Raw genomic sequence first — 16,680 nt, 5'->3', positions numbered from 1 at the left:
GCGTGGAGTCCGGCTGTCTTTGTGGACGCGGGCACGGGCGCGGGTACTGCGCGGTGGCAGAGCGTGGGATGCTGCTTCTGCGCGCGAGGCAGTGCATGCGCGGGCACGAGCACGAGGCACAGTTCTCAGACGAACATGACCCGTCGACGCGGTGGGTCGGCGTAGCTCCGGCCCAGCGGACTCGTCCAGGTCACCGTCCCATCAGGAGTCTGCCGGGCGGTCCATCGATAGCGTTCATCAATGTCGGGGTGTTTGAGCGAGTGGTGTGTGGTGCAGAAATGGCTGAGGTTGTCGATGCGTGTCCGCCCACCGCGCGCATGGTCGTGGTTGTGGTCGATCTCGCATCGGTGCACCGGCATCCTGCACCCGGGGAACCTGCAGTGCTCATCCCGCGCTCGAAGGAACCGCTTCATCTGTTCTGTGGGGGAGTAGGCGTCGGTTTCGGTGACCAGCCCTGTCGCGTCGAGGAACAGGCGCGCCCATCCCGCGCAACGCCCTGCGAGCGCGCGGGCGACGTCGGGATCCAGCGGTCCGTGGCCGTCGAGTTCGGCCGGTCGGTCGTCGTCTCCGGCGAGAGTGCTCGCGGCGACGGTGACCTGGATGCGGGCCGAGATGTTCTCGAGCCCGGTGCCGTTCGCTTCGCTCGGGTCGGCGGTGAGCAGCAGGTCGGCGAGCACATCGGCGCGGATCTGGTCGAACGTGCGGATGTCGCCCGAGAGATGCTCGATATCAGGGCTGGTCGGATCGGTCATCGGGTCGATCAGCCCAGCGAGCGGGTCGATGACGAAGGTGCCGTCGGCGGCGACGACTCCGGCTTCGAAGTAGGCGTCGTATCGCGGGTCATCGGGGGAGAGGTCGGAGAGGCGGAGCGGATTCTCGCTGTCGTCGAGCGGCTCGAGGATCGGCTCGCGCTCGTCGCGAGTGCGAGCGATGTGTCGCGCCATCTGCGTGAGCCGATCGGAGATCGCCACGGCGACCCATTCGGGCAGAATCGCCGTGAGCGCCGCCAGACCGTCGCCGACGGACCTGACGCTGACGCAGCGTTCGGTCGCTGCGCGCCGCTGAGTCTCGACGACGGTCTCGCCCACGAGGCCCGCCGCGACCTTGCGCGCGTGCGGCTTCGTGCGCGAAGCAGTGTCGCGTTCGGCGACCACGAGCACTGCGGCCTCGTAGAGCCCCATCGTCGCGGCTTCCACACGACCGTCTCGGATCGCGTCGTCGACGATCTCACTGGCGCGCACGATCTCACGGACATGGTGCGCGCTGATCGAGCCCGCGGCGAACGAAGCCTGCACGGCAGGCAGCGCTCGCGACACGGTGCGCGCGTCGGTGAAGGCGTATTCGATCGACCCCTTAGGGATGTGCCCGGCCGCGGAGTACTCCGCGATCATCGAGCGGTAGATCGCATCGCGGTGGTGAGGGCTCTCAGAGACGTCGCTGTCGTGCACGCCGATGCGCTCGACGAGGAGCGCATAGGACTCAGCCTCGAGGGCAGCGATCCGACGTCGCTTGTCGACCCACTCATCGAGCAGGCGGCAGCGCTCCTCGAGATCGAGGTCGAGGTCGGTGCGCTCAGCCATGCCTCCAGTTTAGAAGATATGTTCGAACTATCCCAGCGTCAGTCGTGGAATATGCCGTCATCCTCCGCGCTGCGCCCCCGCAGCCGGTCGATGTCCCGGCGTTCGCGTTTCGTGGGCCTGCCGGCCCCTCGATCGCGCAGTCCTAGCGCCGCCTGCGGCTCGCGCTCCGGAGTGCGGTCCTCATATGCCAGCGCGGCGAGCGGAGCACCGACGCGCTTGACGAGCAGCTGGCGGACGAACAGGATCCGGTCGAAACCCGCGATTCGCACGCGCAGTTCATCGCCGATGCGGATGTGCTGCGCGGCCTTGACCCTGTCGCCGTTGACGCGTACATGCCCTGCACGGCATGCAGTCGTCGCGGCGGAACGCGTCTTGTAGACGCGGATCGCCCAAAGCCAGCTGTCGACCCGTGCGGCATCAGCCATCAGGCATCTCGCTTTCTCAGTGCGATCAGCGCGCCTGCGATGATCAGTCCTTGCCCGATCGTATAGGTCGCCATGACCGCGGGGTTGCTCCAGGCGGGGAGCGATTCGGGAAGGAAGAGGCGGAGCGCCAGCAGCGTATCGCTGGCGAGGAAGAACGCGCCGCCGACGGCGACGAGCGGGTGGCACCGGGTCGAGAACGCGGCGGTCGCGCCCAGGACGAGCCCGTAGACGGCGACGGCGACCAACAGTCCTCCCGTCTGCGGGCCGAGGAAGAACAGCATCGCGATCCACCAGACGGCGTAGATGAGTGCCCACCAGGGCATCCGTCGCACGCGAAGATGGCGGATGAAGAGGGCGATGTATGCCAGATGCGCGATGCCGAAGAAGAGGAGCATGAGCGGCACCTCGGGAGCGTCGGGGAAGAGCGCGCCCACGCTGTCGCCGAGCCAGGAGAAAACGATCGCCGCGAAGAGCAGCGCCAAGGCGGCACGTGAGCGGATCGCGCGCATCGACACGAGCACAGGGATCGCGACCAGCGGCATCAGCAGGAGCTTGCTCGGGCCTGCAGCAGGGCTCTCGAGAGCGAGCAGCACCACATGGATCGCCGACACCATGATGTAGGGGATGAAGGCCCACAGAGGCGGGGCGGGCGAGCGGCGTTGCATCCACCCATCGTATGGCGGGTGGCGCAGACGCCTGCTGTCAGGACTCGACGGTCACCTGGGTGATCTGGCCGTCGGCGCCGAGATGAACTGCAGGCCAGTACCCCTCGGGGAAGTGCTCGCCGCAGGAGTCGATGAAGTGGAGAACGACCGTTCCATCGGCGGATGCCTCGAGTGTCTCGAGGGTGAGATCGGATGCGGCATCGTCGAGCTCGTGCTGCTCCGGCGTTCCCGTGCTGAACGCCGTGACGATGGCGTCGGATGCGAGGCGTCGGAGAACCGCGAGAGCGGCGATGGTCTCGTGGACGTGGGGGAGCAGGGCGCTCGCCTCATCTGCGTTCGTGCCTTCGACCATGAGATCGAGGGGTGCGCCCTGGGTGACCGTTCCGCCGGCGTACCAGTCGTGGGTGAGGACCGTGCCGTCGGTGAGCTCGGTCGTCGCGCGGGTGAGGGTGCCGAGCTCGGGGTCGTCGATGGTCGGATGCTCTTCGCTCATGCCCCCACGCTAGCGGTCGGTCAGCGGGCGAGCGAGCGGCTCTGGAGCTCGAGATGTTCGCGAAGGATGCGGATCGCCTTCGGCCCGACGCCGTGAATGGCAAGGAGCTGCCGCTCGGAGGCGTCGTCGAACTGGTCGAGGCGCGTGAAGCCGTGCAGAGCCAGCTCACGTCGCGCGACCTTGCCCATCGAAGCGGGCAGGTCGGAGCCGTCGCTCATGAGGTCAGCTCCAGCGCGACGAGCGTTCGACCGGGCTTCATCTCGGTCTGCTCCGCGAATCCCGCGGCCAGGAACGTGCCCAGCGTGCCGTGGAACAGATCGTTGGTGCGCTTCTTCTCGCCGCGGGTGTCGACCGGATAGCCCTCGATGAGCCGCGCTCCGGATGCTCGCGCGAAACCGACCGCAGCACGCAGCAGCTCGTGGTTGAGCCCCGACCCTCGATGCTCGCGGCGGACGACGAAGCACGTCACCGCCCAGACCGAATCGTCGTCGAACGACTCGTCGGTGGCAGCTGCGATCGTGCGGGTGCGCGGAATCCGCGCCTGCAACGAGCGCGGGCCGATGCGGATCCACCCTGCGGCCTCGCCATCGACGTAGGCGATCAGGCCCGGAGGGGGACCCTCGGCGATCTCGTCGCGGAGCATCTCCGTTCGCTGCGGAGCGGTCGTCTCGTTCCAGTCCTTATTGCTGAGCATCGGCCAGATGCACTGACAGCTGGCGCCGTCGCCGCCACCGGTGAGCGCATGCTGAACGTCATCCCACCGGGCGGTCGTCGCCACCTCTGTCGTGATCATCACCATGCATGCGACCGTACGCCGGGCCTCCGACACCCCGCAACGCCCGGCGGGCGCTCGGTTCGCGGAGCGCCCGCGAGTGGGGCTAAGATAGGGGAGTTGCCTGCGCGAGAGTGCAGAACAACGGGCTGTGGCGCAGCTTGGTAGCGCACTTGACTGGGGGTCAAGGGGTCGCAGGTTCAAATCCTGTCAGCCCGACCACGAAGCCCCGGAGAACCGCAAGAATCAGGCGGATCTCCGGGGCTTTTTCCATACCCGAGACGCGCCGATCTCCAGCGCATTCGGATTCCGCCGCCCGTCAACCCCCTCCGCCGATCGGACGCCCACGCGTAGCGTCGGATCTTCACCGAACAGAGGAGATGCGATGAGCGATCTGCAGAACACGCACGGAACGCCCGGTGGCGACGAAGAGGCTGACACCGCCTCCGGAGGCGCTCCTGAAGAGTCGTCGTCGAAGAGCACCGACGAGATCCTCGAGGACGAGACCACAGACGACGACGGCAAGCCGGTCGAGAATCCGTCCGGCGGCTGAGTCGATCCCGGACTCAGACGAAGACCCCTATCCAGCCTCCGGGCCGGGTGGGGGTCTCGTGTGTACGGGAAGAGCCCGTCGAGCTACGCCGTCCGCACCGTCAGCATCCGCCAGCCCTCGGGGACCTTCGCCCTGAGAGACACCATGTCGTCGGCCTCGATCTGTTCGATGCCGTCGACCCGTTTGAACGTGCCGGTGGCCTCCATCTTCGCCTCGCCCTTGAGCATCCGCACCGGCGCCGACGTCAGGTCGAACCCGGGCTTGCGGTGCTGCTCGAGCTCCACGAGCACCTCTGCGAGAGTCGTCCCGATCACGTCGGCGGTGCTGGACTCGACGGGGCGGATCAGAGCGATGAGCATCGTCCCAGCCTATGGCGCGATCTCACCGCAGGCGGATGCCGCACCGAAGCCCTGCAGTCGAGTGGTCACCGAGGCGCAGGGGAGCGATGCTCTCCATCCGTGAGGCGTTCGGTGATCGCGCCCGTGATCTCGGCGAGCGATTCCAGCTGCGCGGGCGTCAGCGCATCGATCACGAGCCGCCGGGCCGTCTCGATGTGCCCGGGCATCGCATGGATCAGCTCTCGTCGCCCCTGAGCGGTGAGTCGGACGTTCGTCGCGCGCCTGTCCTCGGGGCACGGGAAGCGGTCGACGATGCCGCGAGTCGCGAGCCGGGTGCACACGTGCGAGAGCCGGGGGAGCGTCGCGTTCGTCGATGCGGCGAGCTCGGTCATCCGCAGAGTGTTCTCAGGCGTGAAGCGCAGGGCGGTCAGCACCGTGAACTCGAAATGCGTCAGGTGCGCGTCCCTCTGCAGCTGTGAGTCCAGCGCGGCGGGAAGCAGCTGCGATACGGCGATCAGCCCGAGCCAGGCTTCGGACTCGCGCTCGTCCATTCGAGGAACCCGGAATACCATGGGCTCATCGTACGTTACTTGTAGCGACAATTAATTGCGACCAGGGCCCGATCTCGGGTGGAACGGAGCCGATCATGGCAGGAACGTTCGACGCCTGGCGTGCCCCGGCCGTAGCCACGGCAGGTTCCGCGCCCGACGGCGCACGCATGAACGCGGTCGAGCTGCTGGTCGGAGACCTCGACGCGATGACGGCCTACTACCAGCAGGCCGTGACCCTCGACGTCCTCGACCAGTCCGGGGCGACCACGACACTCGGCCGTGCCGGCGAACCGATCATGCGGCTGCGCCAGGAGAAGGACCTTCCGGCGGCCGATCCCCGCGCCGCCGGGCTCTATCACACGGCGATCCTGTTCCAGGATGAGTCACAGCTGGCAGCCGCCCTCCTGTCGGTGGCGCAGCGCGCCCCGCAGACCTTCACGGGGTCGGCCGATCACCTCGTCAGCGAGGCGTTCTACTTCACCGACCCCGAGGGGAACGGGCTCGAGCTCTATCACGACCGTCCGCGCGAGCAGTGGCAGGTCGCGCCAGACGGCTCGGTCCATATGGACTCGCTCGCACTCGACCCGAATCAGTTCCTCAGGCAGTGGCTGACGCCGGACGCCGCGAACGAAGGCCAGACAGCAACGATCGGCCACGTGCACCTGCAGGTCGGCGACATCCCGACGGCCCGCCGGTTCTACTCCGACATCCTCGGATTCGACGTCACGGCTGCTCTCGGGAACTCGGCGCTGTTCGTGTCCGCGGGCGGATATCACCATCACATCGGCATGAACACCTGGCAGAGCGCCGGAGCAGGACCACGTGCGGCCTCCCTCGGACTCGGCGACGTACGCGTGACCGTGCCCACCCGCTCCGACATCGACGAACTCACCGACCGACTCTCGTTCCACGGCATCCCGTCGGAGGACGACGGGCGTACGCTGCGGCTGAGCGACCCGTGGGGAACGCGGCTGGCTCTCACGCCGGACGGCTGATCCGAGCTGATCGCCGACGGGCGGAGAGGCCCCAGCCGGACAGTCCGCGGCTCCTCCGCCTCAGGCCTCGTACTCTGTGCGTCCGGCGATCACCGTCCGCACGACCCGTGCGATGAGCAGTGACCCGTTGCCTTCCGCGAACGGATCGGTGTCGAGCACCGCGAAGTCCGCTGCCTGACCGACCGCTATGCGGCCCCGCCAGGCTCCGTCGCCGATCGACGCCGCAGCATCCCGTGTGGCATGAGCGATCGCGCGATCGAGCGGCAGTGCGAACTGCGGATGCACGGCCGGCGAGTCAGGATCCAGGGCCGATGCCCGCGTCGCGGCGACATACATGTTCGCGAGAGCCTCGTGCGGGGCGGTCGGCGCATCGGTCGAGAACGCGAGCAGTGCTCCGGCATCCTCGTACTCCGGCCAGGCGAACGCACGATCGGCGCGGTCGTCGCCGAGCTGTGCGGCCCAGTTCGCGAAGATCGCCGGGTCGGCATGCACCGGTTGCATGGATGCCGTCACGCCGAGGCGCGCCATCCGCTCGGCCGTCCCGGGCGCCGCGTACTCGAGGTGCTCGATCCGGTGGCGGCGCGGGAGGTCGCCGTTGACGGCGATCGCATGCTCGATGGCGTCCAGCGCGAGGGCGCTCGCCTCGTCGCCGATCGCATGCATCGCCACCTGCAACCCGGCGGCATCCGCGGCGGCGACCACCGGCAGCAGGCGCTCGGCGGGCCAGATCGGAGCCGCGTTCGTCCCGTCGGCGTACGGTGCTCGCATCGCGGCGGTGCACGCGTCGATCGTGCCGTCGAGGACGAGCTTGATGCCGATCACGTCGACACCGTTCGTGTCGGTGCCGGCGAGCTCAGCCGCTTCGGCGACCTGAGCCAGGTTGGCCTCGTCGTCGCCGGTGTTCGCGACGAACCAATGCGCGGCGATCCGCAGCGGCATCCCGCCCCGGTCCGCCGCGCGTCTGAGTGCCTGCAGGGCGAGACCGTCGAACGCCATGTCCACGGCGCCGGTGACCCCCGACACGAGGTAGGCCTCGACGACCCGCTCGACGGCGGCATCCCGCTGCGCGTCCGTGGTCACTGCGTCGCGGTGGGCCCAGGCGTGCTGCTGCGCCGCGGTCTCGTAGAGCATCCCGGTCGCCTCGCCGTCGGCATCCCTTTCGATCCTTCCGCCGATCGGATCCGGTGTCTCGCGGGTGATGCCGAGAGCGGTCAGTGCCGCCGAGTTGACCCAGCAGGAGTGATAGTCGTTCGCGTCGAGGTAGACCGGGATGTCCGAGACGACGGCGTCGATCATCGCCGCCGTCGGTGCGCCACCGGGTATCGCGTCGAAGAGCCATCCGCGTCCGCGCAGTTCTCCGTCGGCGCTCTGTCGCGCCCGGCTCAGTCTGCTCTGGATCTCCTCGAGCGAGTCCGCGTCGGTGAGTCCCACCTGTCCGAGCGCCTCGCCCATCATGAGCAGGTGCGTGTGCGCATCGGTGAAGCCGGGGAGCACGGTGCGGCCACCGAGGTCGACGGTCTCGTCGGCGGGGGGCGCGTCGGCTGCTGCGCCGACGAAGGCGAACGACTCGCCGTCGACGACCACAGCATCGGCCCAGGCGGCGTCATCGGCGGTGAAGAAGCGGGCGTTGCGGAAAAGGGTGCGAGCCATCAGAGGGTCTCCCGAGCGGTGTTGGCGGCACGCTCGAGGCGTGTGGAGAGGAGGGCGATCGCGCTTGCGGGCACGGCGAGGACGAAGCTCGCGATGCCGAGAGTGACAGCGAAGCCCTGGAACCCGAGACCGCTCACGATCGCGGCGCCGATCACAGGCGTGAGTGCCGAACCCACCAGGTAGACGGCGAGGAGCGGTCCCGACCAGCGGCCGTCGGCGTCGAGCGCCGCTGAGGTCGATACGAAGTACATGAAGGCGATCGCGTACACGGTGTTCCAGGCGATGAAGACGACGATGAACGCGGTGGGGTCGGTCATGAACCCCTCGACGATCTTGAGCACGCCTCCGGCGACCAGCAGCACTGCCAGCGGCAGCGCGCGTCCGAGTCGGGAACCCGCGATCATGAGCAGCAGGGATCCGATCAGGCCGCCCGCGGTGGCTCCGCTGAGGGCGATGCCGAGACCCTCGGGAGTCAGCCCCGTCTGTTCTGCGCCCATCACGCCGGCCATCGCCCAGAGAGAATCCTCACTCGCCGCCCACAGCGCGAACACGACGAGCAGACCGAAGCCGGCGATCGTGACCGTGCGCGAACGCGCGGGGGAGAGCCGGACCGTGCCGGTCGGCGGCACCTCGATCGGCATCGCTTCGGCCACAGCGGCAGCTGCCTGAGGATCCACGACCGGGGCGGCAGGCAGCCATGCAGAGACGACGAGTCCGATGACGCTGAACAGTGCCAGCGCGCCGAAGACGTCGATCGGAGCCAGACCGACGAGGGGGATGACAGCGAGGACGACCGTGATCACGCCGCGGTTCGCGAGGCCGTTGAACCCGGCGACACGGTCGGGGTTGCGGAAGGCGGCGAGGGCGGCGCCGGAGGCCGCTACGGCACCGCCCGCGCCTGCACCGCCGAGGAAGAGCGCCGGAAGCATGAGTGAGGGGACGAGTGCGGCCGTGGCGAAGCCGACCGCGGCGATCGCGAGCCCCGCCCGCGCGACGGTGCGTCGGTGCGCGCCGGCGCAGAGCGGCGCGATGGCGAGGCCGGTCACCGCGGTGAGCAGCAGAGTCGCGGTGACGAGCCAGCTCGCGGCGAGCACGTCGATGCCGAGACCGGTCTGCGCGGCCGTGATCATGTAGGGCGACAGGTTGACGCCGAGGTAGCCGGCGATGCCGATCGCGAAGGTGGCGGTGGCGGTGGGCAGCCGAAGGGGGACTCGGGTGCTGAGGTCGATGGCGGTCATGAATCTCCCACGTAGAGGGGGCACGTCGATGTGCGTGGATGTGATGCCGGAGTGCGTCGGGTGGGGCACGATCTCGTAAACGAATGGTGTTCGTCAACGAATGGTGTTCACTATTATGCACAGGAGGGATGCCGCGGGGAAGACCTTTCTCGCCACCCCCACCGGATCAGAGAGCGAGCGTGCGATGCCCAGGCCGTCGAGTCCCCTTCTGTCGCCCGAGATCATCGGCGCGGCCGGCCTCGAGCTGTCGAGGGCAGGAGAACCCTTCGGAGTGAACGCGATCGCCCGCAGGCTGGGCGTGCGCCCCTCGTCTCTGTACAACCACGTCGACGGCATGGACGGCATCATCGAGCTCATGCGCGGCAGGCTCATCGAGGACTACCGCGTCGAACCGCACGACGAACCCTGGGATCGGTTCCTCATCGAACTGCTCCGGCGGCAGCGGCACATGTACGCCGATCACCCTGCGCTCGTGCCTCTCCTGATCGGCAAGACCATCACCCACCCCGCTGTGATCGCGGCCTACGACGACCTCGCGACCGTGCTCGTCGAGGGTGGCTTCCCTGAAGACGAGGTGCTCACCGTGATAGCGGTCATCGACGCCTTCGCGATCGGCTTCGGTCTCGACCTGGCCTCGCCGGACGAGGTCTGGGAGCCCAGGGAAGGCACGCGCACACTCGGCCGGGTGCTCGATGGGGCGGAGCGAGGCACCGCGAGGGCTGACCGCACGTTCGAGCTCGGAGTCGGGCTGCTTCTCGACTCGCTGCGTGCGCGCCTCGTTCGCTGAGCCCGAATCGGAACGGCAGTGGGCGGGATCCGGGGGATCTCCTGCGTGTGCGACCCGAGTTGTGTGGGACTGGTTGCCCTCTCGAGTCATCCAAACCCCATTTTGGATCGCTCGAGAGGGCTCACCGTCCTTCCCGGACGGTAGGGGAGGCGGCGAAAGACTTTCGCTGCTCTCTCGACTGATATCCCCAGATGTTCAGCCGGTAGCCCCCGCTACTTCTTGCAGAATATCGCTTAATCGTCTTGTCCGCCATTTGGGGGACAAATAAATCTACGAATGTTTCTTCCGAGACTGGGGCTTGCCGCGAGAACGTCCACTCATAGAGTGGGTTCATGGACAGAAAGCTCGTGGTCAACGCGCCCCTCGCCATCGCGCACGGACACCGCGTCGAGGTGTCGGAGCGCGTCGACGAGCTGACCGGGGAGTCCGTGATCCTCTCTGTCATCGACCTCGACACCCGCATCCGGTATCGCCGGCCTGAAGAGCCTCGCGGGCAGGTCAGCCGGTGGCTGGGCCGCGTCGTCGACTGCACCGTGACGGTCGGAGTCGGCCACGGATCGCACACCGCGCTCACGGTCGAGATCGACGGCGACGGACGAGGTGCGACGAGCGCACGGACGGCTCTGCACGGGGCGGATGCCGCGGTGGACGCGGCGAAGGCCGAGGCCGATCGGTGGGGTGGTGGGGACCGCGTGCCCGAACCGGAGCCTGAGCGATTCTGGTGAGCGCTCTGCTGACCCTCTGAGCAGCATGCTCTGGCGCCATGCTCTGGCGCCATGCTCATCGGAAGTCCCGCGAACGATGGGTGACTCCGGTGCGCAAGTCCTCGAAGGCATCCGCGAGGACGTTCACGACGCCCTCGGCCGAGCGCTCGAGGATGCCGCGGATGATGAGAGCGGGCGAATCGCGTGCCACCCGGTGGTAGCGGCTCCACACCCCCGTCGAGCAGATGACGTTGACCAGGCCGCTCTCGTCCTCGAGGTTGAGGAACGTGACGCCCGCTGCGGTGGCCGGGCGCTGCCGATGCGTCACGAGGCCCGCGACCTCGATGCGTCTCCCCGTCTCGTGGCTCTGGAGGTCGAGGGAGGTGAGCACGCCCCGCTCTCGGAGGAGCGTGCGGAAGTGCGCCATCGGGTGGTCGTCGGTCGAGACGCCGGTCGCCCAGAGGTCGGCGGAGAGACGCTCATAGCTGGACTGATCCGTGAACAGCGGCGGCTGCACGGCGACGGTCGTTCCCGGGAGGAAGCGCGAACGGTCTTCCGCTGCCGCCCCGGACAGCCAGATCGCCTCCCGGCGCTGGAGCCCGAGACACTCGAACGCCCCGGCGGTCGCGAGGGCCTCCAGTTGCGCAGCCGTGGCATCCGTCCGCCTCACCAGGTCGTTCAGATCTCGGAAGAGGCCGCCGGACTCGCGCTCGGCGACGATCCGCTCCGCCAACGGCAGACCTATACCGCGGACGCCGCCGAGTCCCATGCGCACGGCATATCCGCCGTCCCTGCGGTGCGCCGCCGATTCGTCGGGCAACGATCGGTCGAAGCGCGGCACGCGTGGTTGCAGCGGTTCGGCACAGGAGTCCAGACCGGTCGGGATCCGGAGAGGCGCCCCCTCGAGCGGCTCCAGGGTCTCGGTCGCCCCCGAGGCATGCAGATCGGGGCGTCGGACCTCGACTCCGTGTCGACGGGCGTCTGCGGTGAGCGTCGATGCGGAGTAGAAGCCCATCGGCTGCGACCGCAGCAGCCCAGCGAGGAACGCCGCCGGGTAGTGCAGTTTGAGCCAGGAGCTGGCGTAGACGAGCAGGGCGAAGGACAGCGAGTGCGATTCGGCGAAACCGAAGTTCGAGAATGCCTGGATCTGCGCGTAGATGCGATCCGACTGCTCGGCGGAGAGCCCGCGCCGGGTCATCCCCGCATACAGCTTGTCTCGGACCTTCTCGATCTTCTCGAGTCCGCGCTTTGACCCCATGGCGCGGCGGAGCAGGTCGGCCTCGTCTGCCGTGCAGTCGCCGATGGCCGTCGCCATCTGGATCAGCTGCTCCTGGAAGATCGGGATGCCCAGCGTGCGCTCGAGGATCGGCTTGAGATCGTCGTGCGGATAGGGGATCTCGAGCACCACCGGCTCCTCGCCCCTGGCAGCCCTGGCGCGGTTCTCCTCGTCGAGTGCATCCTTCGCCATCTTCCGTCGGACGAAGGGGTGCACGGCGCCGCCCTGGATGGGCCCTGGACGGATGAGCGCGATCTGGATGGCGAGGTCGTAGAAGGCCCGCGGCTGCAGGCGGGGGAGCAGACCGATCTGTGCACGCGACTCGACCTGGAACACCCCGATCGAGTCCGCACGGCAGAGCATGTCGTAGACCGCCGGCTCTTCTTTGGGCAGCGTCTCGAGAGTCCACCGCTCACCCGTGGCGTCATGGATGAGATCGAAGCAGTGCTGGAGAGCCGCCAGCATCCCGAGGCCCAGCAGGTCGAACTTGACGAGCCCCATCCAGGCCGCATCGTCCTTGTCCCACTGGATGACGGTGCGGTTCTCCATGCGCGCATGCTCCACGGGCACGACCTCGCCCACGGGTCTCGCGGTCAGCACCATGCCGCCGGAGTGGATGCCGAGATGCCGAGGCGCCTTCAGCAGCTCGCCCGCGTAGTCGAGCACGTTCGCGGGGATGTCGTGCTCGTCGGCGACCTCGAGACCCGCGCTCCATCCGTCGACCTGCCGGGACCAGGCGTCCTGCTGACCGGGCGAATAGCCGAGAGCCCTCGCCATGTCGCGTACGGCGTTCTTCGGCCGGTACTGGATGACATTCGCCACCTGCGCCGCGCGCTCCCTCCCGTACTGGCGGTACACCCACTGGATGATCTCCTCGCGGCGGTCGGAGTCGAAGTCCACATCGATGTCCGGCTCCTCCTGACGTGTGGTCGCGAGGAAGCGCTCGAAGGGCAGGCGATAGAGGATCGGGTCGACGGCGGTGATCCCGAGCAGATAGCAGACGGCGCTCGCCGCAGCCGAGCCGCGGCCCTGACAGAGGATGCCGAGACGCTTCGCCTCGGTGACGATCCCGTGCACGATGAGGAAGTAGCCGGGGAAGTCCTTCTCCTCGATGACGTCGAGCTCGCGTCCGATCCTGCGGCGACCGTCGGCATCCAGACGGGGATATTTCGTCGGCACGGCCTCCCACACCAGGTGTCGCAGCCAGCTCATCGGAGTGTGGCCGTCCGGTACCTCCTGCTTCGGGAGCGCAGGGCGCGCTCGGCGGAGGGGGAAGGCGGATGCCGCGGCGAGCTCCAGCCCGTACGAGATCGCGCCGGGGTGACGCCGGAAGCGCGCCGCCATCTCCGCACCGCTGCGCAGATGCGCCCCTCCGTGTGCGGGGAGCCAGCCGTCGAGGTCGTCCATGCTGCGCACGGCCCGCACCGCGGCGACGGCTTCGGCGAGCGATGCCCGCTCGGGTGCGGCGTAGTGCACGTTGTTCGTCGCCACGACGGGCAGCCGCATCCGCCTGGCGAGGTCTGCGAGAGCATCGTTGCGGCGGGAGTCCTGCGGGTCGCCGTGGTCGAAGAGCTCGACGGCGACGTGGTCCTGCCCGAACAGATCGACCAGGCGGCGCAGCGGAGTGTGCGCGTCTCCGGCTTCGAGTCCGCGGCGGACGCCGCCCTTGCGGCATCCGGTGAGGATCGTCCAGTGCCCGTCTGCGGCGGCGGCCAGCTCGTCGAGGTCGTAGACGGGGCGGCCCTTCTCTCCACCTCGGAGATGGGCGGCCGTCATCGCGCCGGAGAGTCGGTGGTATCCCTCCAAGCCGTCGGCGAGCACGAGCAGATGGTCGCCGACCGGATCGGGGGTGCCCCGCTGCGGCGCGTCGAGTCCGAGCGAGAGCTCGGCTCCGTACACGGTCTGCACCTTCACATCCATCAGCTCTGCGACCTCGGCGAAGCGGGCCGCACCGTAGAAGCCGTCGTGGTCGGTGAGCGCCAGAGCGGTCAGGCCCAGGCGCTCGGCCTCGGCGAGGAGGTCTTCGGGGGAGGAGGCCCCGTCGAGGAAGGAGTACGACGAATGCGCATGCAGCTCGGCGTAGGGGACGGCGTCCGCCGGCCGCACGACCGAGGTCGGAGGAGTCCTCTTGCGTCGGGTACTGATGGGGCCGGGGTCCGGTCGCGTGCCCGGACGCGTGCTCGGCGGCGTCCCGCCGGTCGGGTAGGGCGACTCCTCACCGCTGAGGGTGCGTTCCAGCTCGCTCCATGACAGAGGCGGATTGTGCCAGCCCATCAGCGATACCTCCCCTCGGCCCACCAGCGATCGCCCGTGCAGAAGACGAGCCAGGCGCGGTCATGATCATCGATGATCTGCAGGCGGTGTCCTCGCTTGCCGCCAGTGGCATCCCATCGGCGCTCGTGGATGGGCCACGGGCCCGCCCATGCCTGCACATCGTCACCGTCGATGCGGGTCGGTGCCGCGGAGAGTGCCCCCCGCTCGTCGACGAGGACCGTCGCACCATCGGGAGCGAGCACTCCGATCGGCCGAGGCGGTCGGAACACCTCCGCAGGAAGAGGATCAGGAAGGCTCCCCGGCCAGGGGCGCCCGGGGTCACGGGGTGCGACCGCGCGTTCTCCCCAGGGGGTGAGCACCTGTCGGTCGGCGAGCCAGCGCCCGCCGGAGAGCGCTGCGGTGACGACGCCCTCGTGGCCGAGCATCGTCTGCACACGGGAGATGGCGTGGTGCAGACGCTCGTCGGTGCCTGAGCCGAAGAGGCCCGGCTGGTGGTGTGCGGCATCATCGACGGCCACGGGGACAATCCGCACCAGTTCGATGCCGCCGAAGGCCCGCGCCTCGTCGATCGGCTCTTTGGCGGACTCCGCCCCCAGGGCTTCGAGCTGCCAGCGCACCCTGTCAACGAGGTCGGCAGCATCGAAGCATGTCGGGTGCAGCCAGGGGCGGGAGAACACCGTGCCGTTGTCGTCGATCAGGTCGATGCGCACTTCGGTGCACACGACCGATGCGTCGCCGAGAGCGAGCATCACCGCATCTGCTGTCTGCCGGACCGCGAATGCCACCTGGTCGGTCCCGGCCAGAGCGGGCTCGAACTCGACGGAGCGCACGAGCTCGGGGTCGGGTGGCCGTGGCACCACGGCGCGGGAGTCCGCTCCGGCGGCGAGGGCATGCAGGCGGGCGCCGCGCTCGCCGAAGCGATCACGCACCTCGATCTCGTCGAGGCCGGCGAACTCGCCGAGCGTGCGCACCCCCAGCCGGATCAGAAGACCGGTGAGCTGTTCGTCGCGCAGCACACTCACGGGCAGCGGGTCGAGGAAGTCCTTCGCGTGCCCCGCGGGCACGACGGTGCAGGGTGTGCGCCCCCTGGCGGCGAGTTCTGCCGTGAAGGGGCCGTCGGCGATGCCGACTCGAACCTCGGGGAAGCCGGCGTCGGCGAGGACGTCGATCAGCGCCCGACCGGCTTCGGCCTCACCGTCGTGGTACCGGGAGATGCCCCGTGCGCGCACCGCCGCGAGCCCCGGACGCAGCAGAGCCACACCGGGGGCGTGCTTCTCGATGATCTGCAGCACCGGCAGGAAGGCCCGCTCATCTCGGGCGGCATCGTGGGGAAGCACGCGCAGCGACGAGATGTGCCCCTGTGCGACGCGGCGACGCTGACCTGCGCGTACGCCGTGCTCCCTGGCCGATGCGGTGCAGGCGATGACAGCGTTCGCCTGCACCAGGGCTGTCGGCGCATGCGGTGGGGGTCCGCCGAGAGCTGCCCGCAACGGCCAGTCGGGGAACCACAGGACCAGGACGCGGAGAGGCGAGGTCATCCGGCCACCGCCAGGCGTGGGTACTCGAGCGGGGTGCCGGCTCCGCCGCGCAGGCCGTGCAGCGTGGTCGGCTCGGTCGTGATCTCTCCGACGCTCTTCTCGGTCGGCAGCTCTTCGACCGCTCCGTGGGTTCCGGGAAGGCGCACACGGACGCTCGAGGACAGCGGGCTGTGCCGCGTCCTCGCGGTCACGGTCGCCGTCGATCCCTCGATCAGCCCCCACCCCTCGCCTATCCCGAGCCAGTGCTGGTCATGGAGCCGGATCGCGCCCTCGCTCTGCGGCCAGGCGCCTGTCGTCGTGGACTCGGTGACCAGGAGCGTGCTCCCACGGTCGCGGAGTCGGGCGCTCAGGCGGGACACGTCGGCATCGCGTGCCCTGCTGCCCGGCTGCACGGCGATCAGCGGGACGACCTCGGCGAGTGCGGAGGTCGCGGCGAGCCAGCGGTCTCCCGGCTCGGGGACGAGGATGAGCCGGGCGAGTTCGATGCCGAAGGCGGCTGCGGCCTCGACCCCCAGCGTGGGCATGCCGACCACGGCGCACCAGAGCCCCTTGCTCGACGCGGCGGCGAGCAGAGCGAGGACGAGGCTGGGCGAGGGGGAGACGGTGTACGCCGTGCCGGTCTGCAGCCCTTCTTCGGGAAGCAGAGAGGAGAAGGCCGGATCGAGGGGCAGCAGCGGATGCTCGCTGCGTCTGCGCTGCATGCGGCTGATCTCCCGGCGCAGCCGAAGCACCTCTCCGGCGCGGGAGTCGCCAGCCGGAGAGAGCGCGGTCACCGCATCGAGCCCGATCCCCATGAATCCATCCTCGAAGATATGTACTAATAAAGCAACTGGAGATGATC

General features: G+C 68.8%; 17 protein-coding genes and 1 tRNA gene. 5 read left to right on the top strand and 13 right to left on the bottom strand.

Features of this window, described 5'->3' with window-relative positions; translation table 11 throughout:
• Positions 1-125 precede the first annotated feature (125 nt).
• From RQG77_RS09100 to RQG77_RS09075, 6 genes are read right to left on the bottom strand one after another with little or no spacing between them, the layout of a single operon-like run.
• Positions 126-1,580 carry a DUF222 domain-containing protein gene (locus RQG77_RS09100; RefSeq protein WP_311244431.1) on the bottom strand — a complete coding sequence of 485 codons (1,455 nt, stop codon included), beginning with the start codon at positions 1,578-1,580 and terminating at the stop codon, positions 126-128.
• A gap of 38 nt (positions 1,581-1,618) precedes the next feature.
• Positions 1,619-2,005: an RNA-binding S4 domain-containing protein gene (locus RQG77_RS09095; RefSeq protein WP_311244430.1), complete on the bottom strand. Its 387-nt coding sequence runs from the start codon at positions 2,003-2,005 to the stop codon at positions 1,619-1,621.
• Positions 2,005-2,670 (bottom strand): lysoplasmalogenase, encoded by a 666-nt coding sequence (locus RQG77_RS09090; RefSeq protein ID WP_311244429.1) that lies wholly within the window; start codon positions 2,668-2,670, stop codon positions 2,005-2,007. The genes RQG77_RS09095 and RQG77_RS09090 overlap by 1 nt, the downstream gene beginning before the upstream one ends.
• Before the next feature lie 37 nt (positions 2,671-2,707).
• A complete protein-coding gene (locus tag RQG77_RS09085; RefSeq protein ID WP_311244428.1) occupies positions 2,708-3,163 on the bottom strand; it encodes a hypothetical protein in 456 nt (151 codons plus the stop codon).
• A gap of 20 nt (positions 3,164-3,183) precedes the next feature.
• Positions 3,184-3,381: a hypothetical protein gene (locus RQG77_RS09080; RefSeq protein WP_311244427.1), complete on the bottom strand. Its 198-nt coding sequence runs from the start codon at positions 3,379-3,381 to the stop codon at positions 3,184-3,186.
• Entirely contained in the window at positions 3,378-3,962 is a 585-nt protein-coding gene (locus tag RQG77_RS09075) for a GNAT family N-acetyltransferase (protein ID WP_311244426.1), read from the bottom strand. Before RQG77_RS09075 ends, RQG77_RS09080 begins: the two co-directional genes overlap by 4 nt.
• 118 nt (positions 3,963-4,080) lie before the next feature.
• Between RQG77_RS09075 and RQG77_RS09070 the strand changes: the two genes are divergently transcribed.
• Positions 4,081-4,157, top strand: a tRNA-Pro gene (locus tag RQG77_RS09070).
• Between the two features lie 163 nt (positions 4,158-4,320).
• Positions 4,321-4,488: a hypothetical protein gene (locus RQG77_RS09065; RefSeq protein ID WP_311244425.1), complete on the top strand. Its 168-nt coding sequence runs from the start codon at positions 4,321-4,323 to the stop codon at positions 4,486-4,488.
• Between the two features lie 83 nt (positions 4,489-4,571).
• On the opposite strand, the gene RQG77_RS09060 is transcribed toward RQG77_RS09065, so the two are convergent.
• Both RQG77_RS09060 and RQG77_RS09055 read right to left on the bottom strand, forming a co-directional pair.
• Entirely contained in the window at positions 4,572-4,847 is a 276-nt protein-coding gene (locus RQG77_RS09060) for a hypothetical protein (RefSeq protein ID WP_311244424.1), read from the bottom strand.
• Positions 4,848-4,912: 65 nt separating this feature from the next.
• The gene (locus tag RQG77_RS09055) at positions 4,913-5,398 is read right to left on the bottom strand and encodes a MarR family transcriptional regulator (RefSeq protein WP_311244423.1); all 486 of its coding nucleotides are present in this window, start codon (positions 5,396-5,398) and stop codon (positions 4,913-4,915) included.
• Between the two features lie 74 nt (positions 5,399-5,472).
• Between RQG77_RS09055 and RQG77_RS09050 the strand changes: the two genes are divergently transcribed.
• Positions 5,473-6,372 carry a VOC family protein gene (locus RQG77_RS09050; RefSeq protein ID WP_311244422.1) on the top strand — a complete coding sequence of 300 codons (900 nt, stop codon included), beginning with the start codon at positions 5,473-5,475 and terminating at the stop codon, positions 6,370-6,372.
• A gap of 60 nt (positions 6,373-6,432) precedes the next feature.
• Here the strand turns inward: RQG77_RS09050 and RQG77_RS09045 are convergent, their stop codons facing one another.
• Both RQG77_RS09045 and RQG77_RS09040 read right to left on the bottom strand, forming a co-directional pair.
• Positions 6,433-8,022 (bottom strand): amidohydrolase family protein, encoded by a 1,590-nt coding sequence (locus tag RQG77_RS09045; protein ID WP_311244421.1) that lies wholly within the window; start codon positions 8,020-8,022, stop codon positions 6,433-6,435.
• On the bottom strand, positions 8,022-9,260 hold the full coding sequence (locus RQG77_RS09040) for an MFS transporter (protein WP_311244420.1): 1,239 nt from the start codon (positions 9,258-9,260) through the stop codon (positions 8,022-8,024). The genes RQG77_RS09045 and RQG77_RS09040 overlap by 1 nt, the downstream gene beginning before the upstream one ends.
• Positions 9,261-9,444: 184 nt before the next feature.
• Here RQG77_RS09040 and RQG77_RS09035 point away from each other — a divergent pair, with 184 nt between their 5' ends.
• Together RQG77_RS09035 and RQG77_RS09030 are read left to right on the top strand one after the other, a co-directional pair.
• Positions 9,445-10,047 carry a TetR/AcrR family transcriptional regulator C-terminal domain-containing protein gene (locus RQG77_RS09035; protein ID WP_311244419.1) on the top strand — a complete coding sequence of 201 codons (603 nt, stop codon included), beginning with the start codon at positions 9,445-9,447 and terminating at the stop codon, positions 10,045-10,047.
• Positions 10,048-10,379: 332 nt separating this feature from the next.
• Positions 10,380-10,772, top strand: coding sequence for a hypothetical protein (locus tag RQG77_RS09030; RefSeq protein ID WP_311244418.1), 393 nt, complete (start codon positions 10,380-10,382; stop codon positions 10,770-10,772).
• A gap of 55 nt (positions 10,773-10,827) precedes the next feature.
• Here the strand turns inward: RQG77_RS09030 and RQG77_RS09025 are convergent, their stop codons facing one another.
• Genes RQG77_RS09025 through RQG77_RS09015 form a run of 3 tightly spaced genes read right to left on the bottom strand, consistent with a single transcriptional unit; the run spans position 10,828 to position 16,633 of the window.
• Positions 10,828-14,301 carry an error-prone DNA polymerase gene (locus RQG77_RS09025; protein ID WP_311244417.1) on the bottom strand — a complete coding sequence of 1,158 codons (3,474 nt, stop codon included), beginning with the start codon at positions 14,299-14,301 and terminating at the stop codon, positions 10,828-10,830.
• A complete protein-coding gene (locus RQG77_RS09020) occupies positions 14,301-15,839 on the bottom strand; it encodes a DNA polymerase Y family protein (RefSeq protein ID WP_311244416.1) in 1,539 nt (512 codons plus the stop codon). The genes RQG77_RS09025 and RQG77_RS09020 overlap by 1 nt, the downstream gene beginning before the upstream one ends.
• On the bottom strand, positions 15,836-16,633 hold the full coding sequence (locus RQG77_RS09015) for a hypothetical protein (RefSeq protein WP_311244415.1): 798 nt from the start codon (positions 16,631-16,633) through the stop codon (positions 15,836-15,838). The genes RQG77_RS09020 and RQG77_RS09015 overlap by 4 nt, the downstream gene beginning before the upstream one ends.
• Between the last annotated feature and the right edge of the window lie 47 nt (positions 16,634-16,680).

This window comes from Microbacterium sp. WCS2018Hpa-23 (genome assembly GCF_031843845.1).
Taxonomy (GTDB): domain Bacteria; phylum Actinomycetota; class Actinomycetes; order Actinomycetales; family Microbacteriaceae; genus Microbacterium.
This window is presented reverse-complemented; position numbering and strand designations above follow the sequence as displayed.